This is a genomic window from Flavobacterium sp. HJSW_4 (genome assembly GCF_042436695.1).
Taxonomy (GTDB): domain Bacteria; phylum Bacteroidota; class Bacteroidia; order Flavobacteriales; family Flavobacteriaceae; genus Flavobacterium.
The window spans coordinates 16128-33249 of sequence record NZ_JBHNPP010000042.1 but is presented as its reverse complement, the minus strand read 5'-3'; the positions used below and the strand labels follow the sequence as shown (position 1 = coordinate 33249).

10 protein-coding genes are annotated in these 17122 nt (G+C 35.9%); 3 read left to right on the top strand and 7 right to left on the bottom strand.

The window, feature by feature from the left end:
- Positions 1 to 324: 324 nt before the first annotated feature.
- Positions 325 to 1461 carry a cysteine desulfurase family protein gene (locus ACE01P_RS22600; RefSeq protein WP_379701325.1) on the bottom strand — a complete coding sequence of 379 codons (1137 nt, stop codon included), beginning with the start codon at positions 1459 to 1461 and terminating at the stop codon, positions 325 to 327.
- 325 nt (positions 1462 to 1786) lie between these two features.
- Between ACE01P_RS22600 and ACE01P_RS22595 the strand changes: the two genes are divergently transcribed.
- Genes ACE01P_RS22595 through ACE01P_RS22585 form a run of 3 tightly spaced genes read left to right on the top strand, consistent with a single transcriptional unit; the run spans position 1787 to position 5614 of the window.
- Positions 1787 to 2425 carry a 2Fe-2S iron-sulfur cluster-binding protein gene (locus ACE01P_RS22595; protein ID WP_379701324.1) on the top strand — a complete coding sequence of 213 codons (639 nt, stop codon included), beginning with the start codon at positions 1787 to 1789 and terminating at the stop codon, positions 2423 to 2425.
- On the top strand, positions 2422 to 3402 hold the full coding sequence (locus ACE01P_RS22590; RefSeq protein WP_379701323.1) for an FAD binding domain-containing protein: 981 nt from the start codon (positions 2422 to 2424) through the stop codon (positions 3400 to 3402). The genes ACE01P_RS22595 and ACE01P_RS22590 overlap by 4 nt, the downstream gene beginning before the upstream one ends.
- A 7-nt stretch (positions 3403 to 3409) precedes the next feature.
- Complete coding sequence (locus ACE01P_RS22585; protein ID WP_379701321.1) at positions 3410 to 5614, top strand: xanthine dehydrogenase family protein molybdopterin-binding subunit; 2205 nt, start codon at positions 3410 to 3412, stop codon at positions 5612 to 5614.
- 282 nt (positions 5615 to 5896) lie between these two features.
- Here the strand turns inward: ACE01P_RS22585 and ACE01P_RS22580 are convergent, their stop codons facing one another.
- The 6 genes from ACE01P_RS22580 to ACE01P_RS22555 form a co-directional block, all read right to left on the bottom strand.
- The gene (locus ACE01P_RS22580) at positions 5897 to 6460 is read right to left on the bottom strand and encodes a DUF2911 domain-containing protein (RefSeq protein WP_379701320.1); all 564 of its coding nucleotides are present in this window, start codon (positions 6458 to 6460) and stop codon (positions 5897 to 5899) included.
- A 97-nt stretch (positions 6461 to 6557) separates the two neighbouring features.
- Positions 6558 to 8354 (bottom strand): glycoside hydrolase family 2 protein, encoded by a 1797-nt coding sequence (locus ACE01P_RS22575; RefSeq protein ID WP_379701319.1) that lies wholly within the window; start codon positions 8352 to 8354, stop codon positions 6558 to 6560.
- 249 nt (positions 8355 to 8603) lie between these two features.
- Complete coding sequence (locus ACE01P_RS22570; protein ID WP_379701317.1) at positions 8604 to 10928, bottom strand: glycoside hydrolase family 2 protein; 2325 nt, start codon at positions 10926 to 10928, stop codon at positions 8604 to 8606.
- A gap of 148 nt (positions 10929 to 11076) precedes the next feature.
- Complete coding sequence (locus tag ACE01P_RS22565) at positions 11077 to 12270, bottom strand: glycoside hydrolase family 88 protein (protein WP_379701316.1); 1194 nt, start codon at positions 12268 to 12270, stop codon at positions 11077 to 11079.
- 238 nt (positions 12271 to 12508) lie between these two features.
- Positions 12509 to 14029 (bottom strand): RagB/SusD family nutrient uptake outer membrane protein, encoded by a 1521-nt coding sequence (locus ACE01P_RS22560; protein ID WP_379701314.1) that lies wholly within the window; start codon positions 14027 to 14029, stop codon positions 12509 to 12511.
- A gap of 12 nt (positions 14030 to 14041) precedes the next feature.
- The gene (locus ACE01P_RS22555) at positions 14042 to 17044 is read right to left on the bottom strand and encodes a SusC/RagA family TonB-linked outer membrane protein (RefSeq protein ID WP_379701313.1); all 3003 of its coding nucleotides are present in this window, start codon (positions 17042 to 17044) and stop codon (positions 14042 to 14044) included.
- Positions 17045 to 17122 lie beyond the last annotated feature (78 nt).

Below are 17122 nucleotides of genomic sequence, written 5' to 3'. Positions count from 1 at the left end.
GCAAAAAAAATCATTAAAAAATATACCGACGATGTAGTTTCAGTTTCTTTCGAAAAAGGGAATATTGATATTGATACGGAGGAGGATTATTCTAAGTTGATTTCGAATTAAGGGGCAAAGGTTCAAAGGTTTTTGTTTAATGAAGATTTTTTAGATACAGTTTGTCATTTCGACGAAGGAGAAATCTCCGCGAGAAACTCCGCAAAGATTGGCTATATTCTGTATGGAGCTACTTACGGAGATTTCTCCTTCGTCGAAATGACAAAACTATGAGGATAGGATAATTAAATTTTGCGAACCTTGCGCCTTTGCGGTGAAAAATCATCAACTACGTAACTTCCCAGCCACTTCCAAAACCCGCTCAACAGCAATATCAATTTCTTCAGAAGTAGTAAATCTTCCCAAACTAAAACGAATAGAACTCAGAGCCTCCTCATCCGACAATCCCATTGCTTTTAAAACATGTGAAGGTTCAGAAGTCACAGCCGAACAAGAAGCACCATTTGAAACCGAAATATTTCCCAAAGCTAAAATCAGCTGTTCGGAATTTACGTTTGGAAAACAAATATTAGAAGTATTATAAATTCGGTTTTCAGTATTTCCGTTTACGAAAGAACCTTCAAATTGCAATAAACCTTTTTCGAGTTTGTCTCGTAATAGAGAAATTCTATTTTGATCTTTTTCTAATTCATTTACAGCGATTTCCGATGCTTTTCCTAAACCGATAATTCCGGGAACATTTAGCGTTCCGCTTCGTAATTTTCGCTGTTGTCCGCCACCAAGAATTTGAGGAGACAATTTTATCTTGGCTTTCGCCGAAATATACAAAGCGCCAATTCCTTTCGGACCGTAAAATTTATGTGCAGATAAAGTCAAAAGATCAATTCCAAGTTCTTTTACATCAACCGGAATTTTACCTACAGCCTGAGTTGCATCACACATAAAAAGTACATTCTTCGTTTTCACAATTTTAGAAATTGCACTGATATTTTGTATGACACCCGTTTCATTATTAGAAAGCATCCCGATGAAAATCAATGTTTTATCTGTTATTTTTTCTTCTAAAAATTGAAGGTTTAAAAGTCCGTCAGAATCAGTTGGTAGATAAGTAACTTGAAAACCATTATTTTCCATAAAACGGCAAGTTTCAATAACCGCTTTATGTTCCGTTTGAATTGTCACAATATGTTTTCGTTCTTGATTAGCAAGACCTTTTATAGCGAGATTTATTGCTTCAGTAGCACCCGAGGTAAAGAGGATCTCATCTGCGTCAGCATTTATCAAATCTGCGGTTTGCCACGCCGCATTTTCCACAGTTTCTTTTACCGTTAATCCCGCCAAATGAGTTCCTGTTGAATTTGCATACAAATCAGTAAAATACGGTAGCATTGCATTTATAACTCGTTCATCAACACGGGTTGTGGCATTATTATCAAGATAAATGGTTTCGTTCTGTGGCATAATTTGTAAAAATACAATTTTATAATCTCGCAAAGTCGCAGAGACGCAAAGTTTAATGCAAAAAAATAACTATATAAGTTATATAAGGAATTTTAAGTTTTCTCTTAATTGAACTTATATAACTTATGTGTTTTAAAAAACTTTGCGTCTCTGCGCCTTTGCGAGATTTTCTTTTATTTAAGTGTGCTTTTCGCTTAAAAAAAACACGAAATTGTAATTATTCTAAATAAGTGGAATGTTTGAATTTCATAACTTTTTGTGATAGAAGATGATTAAATTTGTTAGAATACAAAAGTGAATTTTGCTAATTTAACAAATAGACTGAATGGCTTCTAAAAAAACAAATCAGAATAAAGTAACGCCCGAAGATGCAAATTCGCGTCGTGACTTTATAAAGAAATCAGGACTTTTTACCGCTCTTGCCCTGACGCCGCCTTCGTTGGTAATGGCTTCGGATAAGAAATGGGACGAAAAAATTGCGGAGTATTTAGAAACAGTACCGCTTTCTATTGAAGTAAATGGCACAAAACACAATTTGAATATAGAGCCGAGAACTACTTTACTTGATTTACTTCGCGAACAATTACAGCTTACAGGAACCAAAAAAGGTTGCGACCACGGACAATGTGGCGCGTGTACCGTTCACGTAAATGGAACTCGAATCTTATCTTGTTTGTCTTTAGCAACGATGCAGCAAAATGCACAAGTCACTACAATCGAAGGACTTTCGAAAGGTAAAAAACTGCATCCAATGCAGGAAGCTTTTATTAAACATGACGGCTTTCAATGTGGCTATTGTACGCCTGGACAAATCATGTCGGGAATTGCTTGTATCAAAGAAGGTCACGCCAATAGCAGAGAAGAAATTAGCGAATATATGAGCGGTAACATTTGCAGATGTGGTGCTTATCACAATATTGTTGACGCTATAACTGAAGTTAAGGAAGGAGGGAAGGAACTATGAAAAACTTTCAGATAATTAAAGCCCTGTCGTCTTCGTCGGCAGTTACAGGAAAAGCCAAAGATAATTCTTCGATGTTTATTGCTGGAGGAACGAATCTGGTCGATTTAATGAAGAAAAACATTGTAGCGCCAGATAAACTAGTTGACATCAACGGATTGGATTTAAAGAAAATAGAATTCTTAAAAGGAAAAGTTTCAATTGGTGCATTGGCTAAAAATAGTCAAGTTGCTGAAGATGCTTCCATAAAAGAAAAATATCCTTTGCTGGCATTGGCATTGGCAGCGGGAGCTTCTCAGCAGATTCGCCACATGGCAACGGTGGGAGGAAATATGTTGCAACGTACCAGATGTTCTTATTTTTACAATACCGATATGCCTTGCAACAAACGTACTCCAAAAAGCGGATGCGGTGCAATTGGCGGTTCGAATAGAATGTCGGCTGTTTTTGGCGCTTCAGATAGTTGCATTGCCGTTCACCCGAGTGATATGTGTGTAGCTTTGGCTGCGCTTGACGCGAAAGTTTTGGTTGAAGGTCCAAAAGGAAAACGAGAAATCGATTTTACTGATTTTCATCGTCTTCCAGGAAATACACCTGAAAAAGACAATAAACTAGATGAAAGAGAATTAATTACTTCGGTTGAAATTCCAGATAATAATTTTACTAAAAATGTTCATTATCTAAAAGTTCGTGACAGAACGAGTTATGCTTTTGCATTGGTATCTGTTGCTGTGGCTTTGGATATAAAAAATAATAAAATAAATGATGTCAGATTGGCAATGGGTGGTGTGGCACATAAACCTTGGAGATTGACTGAAACAGAAAAATTCTTGAAAGGAAAAACCATTTCAGAAGAGATTTTTAAACAAGCAGGCGATTTGTCTATGAAAGGAGCCAGAGGATATGGCGACAATGATTTTAAACTTACGCTTGGAGGAAACGCAGTAACAGAAGCACTTACAATAGCAGCATCAAAATAATTAAATTATGAGCAAGACAAGTAATATTAATAGAGTTGACGGATTTGCTAAAGTAACAGGTTCTGCAACTTATTCAGCCGAATATAAAACAACCGGTGTGGTTTATGCCTGCCTTGTGGGAAGTACGATTGCCAAAGGAAGAATCAAAACCATTGATACTAAAAAAGCAGAATGGGCGCCAGGAGTTCTGGCGGTGATTACGCATTTGAATGTAGACAAGCCTTCTGGTTATCAAAAAGCAAAAGACAAACGAAATTTTGGTCAGCCACTTCAGATTTTTAAAGATGATTCTGTTTTGTATTATGATCAGCCGATTGCTTTGGTGATTGCCGATACTTTCGAACGTATGCGATATGCTGCAAGTTTGATTAAAGCGGATTATTTTAAAGAAGAACATTCGACAGAACTTCACAAAGCAGCTGATAAAGAACGAAAAATAGACACCGATAAAGGAAATGATTACCACCGTGGTGAACATGACGGTTATAAAAATGCTGAGGTTGTTTTAGAAACAGAATATACGATTCCAACCGAGGTTCATAATCCAATGGAATTAGCGAATATCATTGCAAAATGGGACGGAAACAAACCGATTTTATATACTAAAAGTCAAGGTGTTGAAGGAACTAGAAGAAGTGTAGCAGGAGTTTTTGATGTCCCTGTGGAAGATGTTGAGGTTCATGCAGAATATATTGGAGGCGCTTTTGGAATGGGATTGCACACTTGGCCGTATGAAATTGCGGCTTTGATTGGTGCGAAAAAATTAAATCGTCCTGTAAAATTGGTTTTGCATCGCGAACAGATGTTTACCAATGTTGGTTTCAGACCGTATACCATTCAAAAAATGGGATTGGGTGCTACGAAAGATGGAAAACTAACTGGATTAACGCATGAAGCGGTTGCCATGACTTCGAGTTACGAAGATTTCATGGAAGGAACGGTAAATATGTCTCGATTTATTTACGATTGTCCAAACGTTTCTACGCGTTATAGAATTGTTCCTTTAGATACTTGTACGCCAATTTGGATGCGCGGTCCGGGAGAAGCGACAGGCTCTTTTGCATTAGAAAGTGCCATGGACGAATTGGCTTATAAATTAAACTTAGATCCGATTGAATTCAGAAAACGTAATTATGCTGAAAAAGATCAGGAACAAAATAAACCGTGGAGTAGTAAATTTCTTTTAGAATGTTACGAAGCGGGCATGGAACGCATTGGATGGAACAACCGTAAAAACAAACCCAGTTCTGTAAAAGAAGGAAATTGGCTGGTAGGTTACGGAATGGGAACGGGAACCTTTGGCTGTTATAGAAGTCCAACTTCGGTAAAAGCAAAATTCTTAGCCAATGGAGATTTGGTTCTGCAATGCAGTGTTAACGATATGGGACCCGGAACAGCAACAATGATGACAGCAATTGGAGCTGAAGTAATTGGTTTGCCATCAGAAAATGTTATTATCGAAATGGGTAAAAGCGGATTGCCAAAAGGTCCTACGCAAGGAGGTTCGGCGACGACTTCGTCTGTGGGTTCTGCGGTGCATGATGCCTGCAATTTATTGTTGAATAAAATAATTGAATTAGGAAGTAAAAATCCCGTCTTAAAAGGAATCGCAATTACAGATTTGACTTTTGAAAATGGTGCTGTTTCTTCTAAAAAAGACAAATCTAAATCGGTTAGTTTAGCTGCACTTTTGAGCAGTAATAAATTAGAAGATTTTGAAGTTGAAAATCTTTCTAAAGCTGCTGAAGAAGCAAAGAAATATTCGATTTACTCGTTTTCAGTTCATTTTGTAAAAGTATTAGTGAATCCGAATTTGGGTAAAATTCGATTGGCGCATGTAGTTTCTTGCGCTGATATTGGAACAGTTATCAGTCAGAAAACTTCTGCGGGACAAATGTTTGGAGGAGCTGTCGGAGGAATCGGAATGGGGTTAATGGAAGCTTTAGAAATCGATCACCGTTTTGGTCGTCCAATTAATAATAATTTTGCTGATTATCATGTTCCTGTAAATGCAGATATTGAAAAACAGGAAGTGTTTTTCGTAAATAAAAAAGACCCAATTAGTAACCCAATGGGAACAAAAGGTTTGGGAGAAACTGCTTTAGTCGGAATGGCACCTGCAATTGCAAATGCTGTCTTCAATGCCACAGGAAAACGTGTTCGAGATTTACCAATTACTTTGGATAAGATTATAGAAACCGTTAAGGTTTAAGTTTAAAAAACAATTAGAAGAGTTCCTTTGAGAGCACAATCTTAAAGGGATTTTTTGTGTTATGAAAAAATCTCGCGAAGTCGCAGAGACGCAAAGTTTAATGCAAAAAAATAACCATATAAGTCATATAAGAAATTTTAAGTTTTCTCTCTTAATTGAACTTATATGACTTATATGGTTTAAAAAACTTTGCGTCTCTGCGACTTTGCGAGATTAAAAAAAAATCGCAAAGCTTAAAAAAACTTTGCGACTTTGTGCGTTCGTGGCATATATCAATAAAACTTATTTAATTGTAATAGGCAATTCAACAGTTGTTTTGTCCCATCCAATAACCAAATTAGTAACGTTACCTTGAGTTGTAAACGCAATAGATAAAGCCTCAATAACATCTGAAACGTTTTTAACTGGAACAGAAACTCTAACCACATCTTTGCTTTCATCATAAGCATAACCACCCCATAAATCTAATTCTTTATTGATGATGATCGTCCATTTGTCTTTTTCTGGAATTGCAAATAAACTGTAATATCCTGCTGCAACTTTTTTACCGCCAATTGTTACGTCTTTGTAGAATTTGATTTCTGTATTCTCGTTTGCACCAACTCTCCAGATTTCTCCAAATTTCACAACATCACCAAAAATAGTTCTTCCTTTTGCAGAAGGTCTTGCGTAAGTAACTTTGATAACCGGATTTGGATTATCTGTTTTTTTGAACTTAACCGCTTTGTTTGGGAAATAAGAAATATCAACAGGACTATTGTCTAGTGGAGCAAATTTCACTACATCTTGTGCCTGAACTGTGAAGGCAGCAAACAACGTAACTGCCAGTAAATAAATTTTTTTCATAAGATTACAATTTTTAGAATAACTACAAAGTAAGTTAATAATGAAGAAAAATCATATAATTTACAGTCTGTTTTTTGTTAATGAATTGATAATGGTATTATTCGTTTTTCTTTTTGGCATACCAATTCTGCATAATGTAAAACGCTTTTTTCTTTTCGCCGTCATTCGAAATTAGACCTTTACGATTATATCCGTCTTGAATTCCTGGAAGCAATCTTTTTGGTGATCTGAAATCAACTAAAATCCACGGACTTGTTCCGCTTAAATGTGGAATCTTTTCGATCATTTTTAAATTCTGAATGTATAAATATTCCTGATATTCTTCTGTCCAGCGTTCGTTTTTCTCCCCATGAAAACCAGCTTTTGCATCACCTCCAAATTCGGAAACAATAATGGGTTTGTTGTATTTCGATTTCCATGTTATTTTCTCAGCATCTTCCAGATTTCCACCGTACCAGCCCAAATATTGATTGAAAGCTACAACATCTAAAACTTGACCAATTGGATCGTCAATAGTTTCTTTTTTAGTCAACAAGGCCGCACTGATTAATCTTGTGTTATCTAACGATCTTGTGTGTGAGGCTAAATTTTTGATGAATGTATTTCTAGCATCAGAAATTGGTGTTTCATTTGCCATAGACCAAATAATAATACTCGCTCTGTTTTTGTCTCTAATAACAGAAGCTGTTAGTTGATCTTCGGCATTTTGATACGTATTTTTATTCGTAAATTCGACTGTCCAGTATACCGGAATTTCTTCCCAAACCATTATTCCCATTTTGTCAGCTTCGCGAATGATATTTTCGTTGTGCGGATAATGCGCCAAACGAACATAATTACAACCTAATTCTTTTGCCCAATTTAATAAACGTAAAGCATCTTCTTGAGAATTAGCGCGTCCGCCTTTGGCATTTTCTTCATGAATCGAAATTCCTCGTAAAAAGATTGGTTTTCCGTTCAGCAGAATTTTATCTTCTTTGGTTTCGATAGTTCTAAAACCAATTTGATCTTTTAATTTTTGACCGTTAAAGTCTATCGTAACCTCGTATAATTTCGGATTTTCAGGTGACCAAAATGAGATTTTTTTAGACGGAATTTCGAAGTTTAAAATTCCCTGCGCATCTGCTTTTCCTTTAAAGTTGATTTTTAATTCTGGAATTGAAATAGAAACATTATTCTGTGAAGTATTTAAATTATTGATTTTGATAAAACCAGAAATAACATTTGCATTACCTTTTTTCAACTGAATGGTATAATCTTCCACAAAAGAAGCTTCTTCTTCAATCAAAGTCACATCACGTGTTATGCCGCCATAATTCCACCAATCGGTATTGACTGTTGGAACATCTTCTTTGTGGCGTGTATTATCCACTTTTATGACCAAATAATTGTCTTTTGGTTGAACAATCGAAGTTACTTCGTAATTAAATGGTGTAAATCCACCTTCGTGAGTTCCCAGTTTTTTTCCGTTTAAATAAACATCCGCTTTATAATTAATTGCTCCCAAATATAAAAACAGACGTTTTTTATTCACCAAATTATAATCGAAAGACTTTTTGAACCATACATTTCCTTCGTAATATTTCAGCTCTGGAACTTGAGAATTCCAATCACTTGGAATTGTAATTGTTGGAGATTTATCAAAATCATATTCTACCAATTCTTGCTTATTTTGAGCATGATAATTACTGAAAAAAGCTCCTTTTGCTGGTTTTTCCTGTTTATCATATTGATCTAAGTGAAAGCTATAAAATCCAGTCTGATAAGGATCGATAATATAATTCCAAACACCGTTTAAGGAAGTGGTATTTCGATTCGGAACATTGGAGATTAGATTTTGTGCAAATCCCAAAACAGAAGAGGTTAGGAGTAATGCGGTTAATAGTTTTTTCATTTTTTGTATTAATTTGTTTTTGTTTGTGTTTTGCCACTAAGGCGCTAAGGCACGAAGTTTTTTTTAGTTCTCGCAAAGTCGCTAAATCGCTAAGTTTTTGTTTAATTCTAAATTTTATAAGGATTAAAATGATTTTTTTTCACGCAGATTTTGCTGATTAGAGCAGATTTATTTTTGATCTGCTTAAATCTTTTTAAATCTGCGTGAAAAAAAAATTTTGTGCCTTAGCGCCTTCGTGGCATAAAAATCTTATTCAACAGGAATCCTCAAATATTCCCCTTTAAAACTTTGATTCAATGCTGTCATTTCAATAGGAGTCTTAGAACCATCAGAAATTACTTCGATAGATGCTTTTCCGTTTGCCATTCTAATCGATTCGCTTCCTGTTGGAGTTCCTTGGTTTTTTAATGTTTTTCCTCCTTTTAAACATTGAAAATAAACACTTGCTTCATAATCCAGACAACGTAAATTGTTATTATCAACAGCAATTGCGGTTACTAAATAATTTCCATTTTTCAGTTTTTCTGATGACAACTGCAATGAAACCGCCGTATCATTTTTATTGAAACGATAATTCACTTTCAGCGTATCAGAAACTGTTTTTCCGTCTTTTGTTTTTCCAATGGCAATTAAAACATTTTCTCCTTTCGCAAAATTGACATCCCAAGTTAAGCCATTTGCAGGATAGAGAGAAAGATTTCGCTGTTTTTCTCCCAATGATTTTCCGTTATGAGATAATGTTACTTTATCGCAGTTACTGAAAACGCTGATTGTTCTTGGCGTATTTTCAGGTCCTTGACGTTCTGTCCAAGTATGTGATTCAATGTAGGTGAAAGGCTCCTTTGCCCAATAACTTTTAAAAACATAATACGCATCTTTCGGAACTCCATTTCTGTCTGTAAGTCCTTTTTGATTCATGTACGGAATATCATCTTCTGGACGTAGCGGCGTTGCAAAATCCTTGAATGCCCATTGAACATTTCCCACAAAAGTTGGATCATTCTCGGATACATGCAAATGCCAGTCAAACAAATCAACTATATAATTTTCGCTCCAATCGCCAATTTGGGCAATGTTTGCGACTTTCGTCTGAACAATTGCTTCTTCCCAACCTTCGGCTTTTATGACATTTTCTCCAGTAACAGGGTTTTCGCTGTGACGCCCAACATGACTGTCTCCACCATATTCAGCATGAATAAAATGTTTGTATTCTTTCTTGTAAACATCAATTGCTTTTTGATAGCTTTTGTAGCTTCCAGAATACCAGCCCGACCAAATAGAAGGCGAGAAGACATCTACAATATGCGAACCTTCGTAATACTTTCTAATTGCTGTTTTTCTCGTCGGATCTAATTTGTGTGCGATATCATTCAATTCGGTTAAAAATGCATTTGTTTTTTCTGCATTATCTCCGTCAGGAAAATCTGGAAGCCAGTTTATTTCATTTCCTAAAGACCAGATTATAATACTTGGATGATTGTAATTTTGATTGATGATTTCTTCCAGCATATTTTTGGCATTCGTTTTCCAAACTTCATTTCCGATTCCGCCACGGCACCAAGGCAATTCATCCCAAACCAATAAACCTAGTTCGTCACAAGCTTTATAAATCTCAGGATCTTGTGGATAGTGCGCCAAGCGTATAAAATTTGCGCCCATTTCTTTTATCGATTTCATGTCTGCCCAATGTTGTTCGTTGGTCATTGCAGCGCCAACTCCAGCTTGTTCTTCATGACGATGCGTTCCGCGAATCAACAGACGTTTTCCGTTAAGGTAAAATGGTCCGTGATCTTTAAACTCAAACCATCTAAAACCTACTTTCTCTGAAACGCTGTCTTTAATTTGATTTTTTTCAGATAAACAAGCAGTCAGTTTGTATAAATTCGGTTTTTCAGTATCCCAAAGTTCTGGGTTTTTGATGTTTTCGAAAGTGATGGTAGAAGTTTTATCCGAAACTGGAATCGTTTTGCTTGCTACTTTTTTTCCTTTCGGATTTTTTAAAGTGATTGTTAATGATAAATCTTTTGCATTATCAGGATTTACAATGGATGAAACAATTTGTACAGAGGCTTTTTTAGCTGAAACTTCAGGCGTAGTAATTTTGATATTTTCGATATGATTTTTGTATTTCGAAACCAACCAAACATCGCGCGTGATTCCGCCGTAAATAAAGAAATCGCTTTTTTGAGACGGAATAACTTCAATATCATAACTATTGTTCACGCGAACGAAAATGTCGTTATTTCCTTCTTTGATTAATTTCGTAATATCGATAGAAAAACCAATATAACCGCCAATATGCGAACCAGCTTCTTTGTCGTTTACATACACTTTAGTCGTTACATTTGATCCTTCAAAATAGAGAGAATAAACCCGATTTGGATCGATTTTAGAAATATTAAGTTTCTTTTGATACCAACTTGCATCACGTCTGTAACCTGGAACTAAATCGGTTGCATCTTCAGCATTCCAAGTATGAGGTAAATTTAATGAAACCCAATTTGAAGCTTTTTGCGCTTCGTTGAGGTTTGATGTATGATTTTCTAAATAAAGCCAATTGTCGTTAATGTTCATTTTTGTCTGAGCAAAACTGCTGCTCAGACAAATTTGAAACAAAACAAAAAGCGCAAAAATTGAAAAAGTTTTATTCATAGTTACAAAGGTTCATAGGTTCAAAGTTTCAAAGGTTTCTGGCTCAAAGTTCAAAGATTCTAAACCTCTGTTACTTTGAACCTTTAAACCTTTGCCCCTTTATTAATGCTTCTAAAAAATAATAATCAGCGTAGATTATTGGTTCGTCGATTTCATCGTGTTTTGGCCAGTTTCCAGTGCTGTGATCGAATAAGAATGGTGCTTTAATTTGTGTATCCAAAATATATTGATCGGTTTGCACGGAAGCCATTAGTTTATCGGCGAAAGCCAAATAACTTTTATTTTGGGTATAAGTGTACAATTCGTATAATCCTGATGCCATAACCATTGCGGCAGAAACATCTCGAGGGGCATTTGGAATACTTGGATCTTTAAAATCCCAATACGGAATTCCGTCTTCTGGCAGGTTTTTATTCGACATAAAATAATGTGCAGTTGCTTCGGCTTGATTCAAATAAGCAGGATCTTTCGTATAGCGATACGACATCGTAAATCCGTAAACTGCCCAAGCTTGACCACGCGCCCAAACTGAATCATCATTATAGCCTTGAAGCGTTGTTTTCTTTCTAACTACGCCAGTACTCGGATTATAATCGATAACATGATAACAAGAATTGTCTTCTCTAAATTGGTTTTTTAAAGTCGTGTTGGCATGCTGAATGGCAACATTACGGTATTTTGGATTTCCAGATATTTTAGAAGCTTCAAAAAGTAATTCCAAATTCATCATATTGTCAATGATTACAGGAAAATCCCAAATTTCTTTGTTGAAATCCCAAGAACGAATCGAGCCCACTTTTGGATTGAATCTTTTGCATAAAGTTTCTGCGCCTTTAACAATCACCGCTTCGTATTCTTTCTTGTTTTCCACTTTTAGAGCTTCTCCAAAACTGCAAAACACTTTAAAACCTACGTCATGCGAATTACTATTGACACTTTCCTTTTTGCTGAAAGGAGTCCATTTTTGAGCTTGTTCTTTGTATTTTGAATCGCCTGTTAATCGGTACAATTGCCAAAGATTTCCAGCAAAGAAACCGCTTGTCCAATCTTTAGATGGCACTTTGCGAATCTCAAGGGTTTTGATATTCATACTTCTCGGCATCGACATTGAATCTACTGGATAATCTAGTAGCATTTTGTAACGCGTTTGCAGTTTTTCTGTCGCTGCTGAGGTAGTTTTTGGTTGAGAATTAATTCCGGATTTGCATGCTGTTACCAGCGATGCAAACCCAAGAATTAAAGAAATGAAACTGACATTCTTCATATTAAAATAATAAATATTGTGAAATTTGGACGCGGATTGTGCAGATTAGCTATCGTAAAAGCGCGGATTTGCACGGATTTTTTTGTTTTTTATTTCACGCAGATTTAAAAGGATTTAAGCTGATTAAAAATTGATTTTTTTAAATTTGCGCTATCTGCCAAAATCTTTTTAAATCTGCGTGAAACCTAATTATACGCGATGTGATTAAAAAATCCGTTTCAATCCGCGTTCCATATTATTAATAACCAGGATTATTCGGTTTTAGATTTGGATTAATAGCCAATTCTGTTCCTGGTAATGGCCATAAATAATCTCTGTTCGGATCAAAATTAGCATGTGGTTCTAAACCGTTTGGTCCAAATACTTCTGGTCCGATTTTAAGCCTTTTGATATCGTACCATCTGATGTATTCAAAAGCCAATTCTAATCTTCTTTCGTCAATAACCATTTTTCTGAAGTCAGTTTGAGAAAGTCCAGGCGTTACGTTTGCTGGAAAAGAAACCAATTTTCCTGCTTTATTTCTTGCTCTTGCACGAACACGGTTTACGTAGCCATCAGCTTCTGTAGTTCCCGGATTGATTTCGTTTAAAGCTTCGGCAGCAGTCAATAAAACTTCAGCAAAACGCATTGTGATATAATTGTGCTGAGAAGTTCTTCCGTTAGCACCAGCTTTTCCCGGAAAACGGAAATATTTTGCAATATGCGGACGAGGCGCTTTTTCGTTATCGCTTGAAGGATAAACCTGTAAAGCTCCACCTGGACCTGTTTTCTTTCTGATAATGGTATCAAAACTTACCGCTCTTCTATAATCTCTCTGATCCCAAGTATTGAATACTTTCAAAGAAGGAACAGCAACCGAGAAACCTTGCCCGTAGCTATAACTGTCGTCTTTTAAAGATCCTGTAAAGAACGCTGTATAATCCTGACCGTAATTTCCTGACGTTAAGTTGTTAAAGTCGATTGTAAAAAGAGGTTCTTTTAATGAAGCCGTTTTCGTAGCATTGAATAAATCTTGAAAATCAGCATCTAAACCTAAACCAAATTTTGCTTCATTAGTAATTACAAATTTCGCTTCATCATACGCTTTTTGAAAATTCCCTAAAGTCAAATAAACAGAAGCTAAATATCCTGCTGCCGTACCTTTTCCAGGAACTGCTTTTACTTTTGGTTTATCGTCTAACCATTGTTTTGCAAATTCTAAATCGGCAATGATTTTTGGATAAACGTCTGCTTCTTTAGTTTTACCAAGAGAGTTTACCTGATTCACATCATTCACAACAAAATCAACATACGGAATATCACCAAAAAGACGAACCAAATGATAGTAAGCAAAAGCTCTAGCAAAATAAGCCTGAGCCACAATAGCGTTAACTTTTGCTGGATCTCCAGGTGTTTTTTTAGCGCCTTCAATCGCTTGATTTGCGGCTGTGATAATCACATAAGATTGCGGCCAAAAGTTAGCTACAAGTGCATTGGTGTCGTTCATAGACATATCGTTCACGTCGATACGAGCGGCCTGAGTGGTTCTGTCGCCAATATCAGACATATCATCGCGAAGCATAAGGGCAATTGTAAATTCTCTTCCCCAATAATTATTGTGGCCAATATTAGCGAAAGCTCCATTTACAGCAGCCTGTAAATCGTCTGTATTGTTGAAAAAGTTTTCTGGACGAATAATTCCTATTGGTTTTTCTTCTAGATCAGAACAGCTGAAAAAAGCGAGTGTTCCAAAGCAAAGAAGAGCTATATATTTTTTCATAGTTGTATTAGATTAAAATTTTAAATTGAATCCTGCAGTAAACGTTCTTACGTTTGGATATCCTCCATAATCCAATCCTAAATTGGTGTTACTTCTAGAATTGGTGTCGTTTAAGTAGTTGGTTTCTGGATCTGTACCCGGATAATCTGTAATCGTCCAAAGGTTTTGTGCACTGATGTAAAAACGAACTTTGCTTAATCCCATTTTCGAAACAATTTTTTCATCTAAACTGTATCCTATAGAAATGTTTTTCAAACGAATGTAACTTCCATCATAAACAAATCTTGACGTGATTCTTTTGGTTCTCGCAGCATTGATTGGAACGTTTGTATCTGTATTTGTTGGTGTCCAAGAATCTAAAACTTCAGTTGTTGCATTGTTGTTTCCAGAAGCCAATTCCATTAAAGTATAATTCAAAATTTGACCTCCTTGCGAACCTTGGAAGAAGATATTCAAGTCTATATTTTTATACGTGAAATCATTATTGAATCCGAAGATGAAATCTGGATTTGGATTTCCGATAATCGTTTTATCCTGAGAATCTAGTTTTCCATCACCATTGTAATCTCTGAATTTTTCACCTCCCGGAGTAGTTTCAAAGTTTCCTGGCAGAACTGCTTCTCCTTGCTGAATTACACCATCATAAATAAATCCGAAGAAAGAACCAACAGGCTGTCCAACTCTTAGAATCTGAGATTCAGTTGCCAAGAAATGTCCTGGAGCAGAGTTGATTAAAAGATCTTTGTTGTCTGCTAATTTCAGTACTTTATTTTTGTTCGAAGAAATATTAAAATTAGTTGACCAAGTAAAATCAGCACCAATAAAGTTTCTGGTATTAATTCCTAATTCCCATCCTTTATTTTCTAATTCACCTACGTTTTGAAGCTGAGAAGCAATTCCTGAGATTCCTGGAAGCGGTCTGTTAAACAATAAATCTTTAGTGATTGTTTTATAATAATCTGCCGTAATACTGATTCGGTTATCAAATAAACCTAAATCAATTCCATAATCTTGCTGGTATGAAGTTTCCCATTTTAAATTCGGATTATCCAATGAAGTCAGCTGAACTGCATTTGTAATCACGTCTCCGCTTACATAATAAATTTCAGAAAATCTAGAAAGAGTAGAGTAGGCACCAATTGAAGGGTTACCTGTTGCTCCATAACTCGCTCTTAATTTTAAGTTTGAAACCGTTTTATTGTCTTTCAAAAAGTTTTCTTTACTAATATTCCATCCAATTGCTCCAGAAGGGAAAGTTCCGTATTTGTAGTTTTTGCTAAAGCTTGAAGAACCATCTCGTCTCGCTGTAAATGTTAGTAAATATTTGTCAGCATAATCGAAATTCAACCTTCCGAAAGCAGAAATCAATTCGGTTTCAGATAAACCAGAATCAGGTTTTAAGAAAACAGTTCCAGCTCCTAAATTTCGGTATGAATTGGTATTCGTCAAAAATCCTCTTGAAGCGGCATACGAATTTTCATTTTTGTTTTTTTGATATGAATATCCACCCAAAACCGTCAATATTCCTTTGTCGATAATTTCACGTTTGAAAGTCAAATAATTCTCTGTCAAGAAAGAAGAAAATCTTGTGTTGTTTACAGAAGCTTCTCCTTTTACATTTTTTCCTGCAATTAAAGTTGACGGAATAAATCTTCCTGTTTGCGAATTATTATCGGTTAAACCTAAAGTAGTTTTAAAATCAAGATCTTTTGTGATTTGGTATTGAGCGAAGAAATTGTTTCGGTTTACGATAGAAACTGTTTCCAAAATATTTTCCATCGCTGTTGCGTACGGATTGTCAATATCGTCTCCAATTGGAGCAGTTGTAGTGTAAGTTCCGTCTGCATTGTAAATTCCTTTATCAGGCATAAAACGATAGGCTGAAGCAATTACACCCGCAGCTCCCGTTCCTCCAGCTCCCGTTTGGCTGATGATTCCTTCTTTGTTTTGTTTGCTTGTAAAAGTGTTTAAACCTACTTTAAATTTTGGAGATAAGTCGGCTTCAAGATTTCCTACAATAGTATATTTATCAATTCCAGAATTAATTACGACACCATTTTGGTTAAAATAAGTTCCAGAAACATAATACCTTACATTTTCAGATCCGCCAGAAAAAGACAATTGCGTGTTTGAAATCATTCCGTCGCGATAAATAATATCTTGCCAATCAGAATTTGCTGGACCTTGCGTGTGCGTAGTGAAACTTTGTCTGTAAGCCGCAAATTGGTCAGCATTTAATAAGTGAAGCTTATTGTTTACCGATTGTACCGAAGTTGAATTACTGAATTCAATTACTGGTTTTCCTGGTTTTCCTTTTTTAGTCGTTACCATGATAACTCCATTTGATCCGCGAGAACCGTAAATTGCAGTTGCAGAAGCATCTTTTAAAACCTCTATAGAAGCAATGTCTTGAGGCGCTGGCATAGAAACGCCCGCAAAACCATCTACAACAACTAGAGCATCACCGCTGGCATTAATAGAAGTTCCTCCACGAACCCTGATTTTTGTTGGAGCTCCAGGTTCGCCACCATTATTGGTCATTACCGAAACACCCGCAGCACGACCTTGTAAAGCTTGTTCTGCATTTAATAATGGAAAAGCAGTCAGTTCTTTTGCTGTCACAGAAGAGACAGATCCTGTAATATCACTCTTTTTACGCGTACCGTAACCCACTACGATAACTTCGTCAAGTGCTTTTGTATCAGGTTTTAAACTGACATTGATAACGGTTTTGGTTCCAACAGGAATTTCAACAGATTGGAATCCGACGAAATTGAAAACTAAAACAGCATTTTTTTCTCCTACGATTACAGTATAATTTCCGTCAATATCGGCAGAAGCGCCAACAGAGGAGTTTTTGATATAGACATTAGCACCAGGAAGTCCGAGCAAATCTTCGCTAGAAGTAATTTTTCCCGTCACTTTTCGTTCCTGTGCGTGCATCACGATATTTACCAGTAAAAAAGATACCAGTAAACACCATTTAAACGATTTGTTTTTGTGGTTTGTAAACATTCATTTTTTGGTTTTAGGGTTAATAAGTTAGATAAAGTAGAAAAGCAATAAACTCATTCCGATTATGATGATGACAAA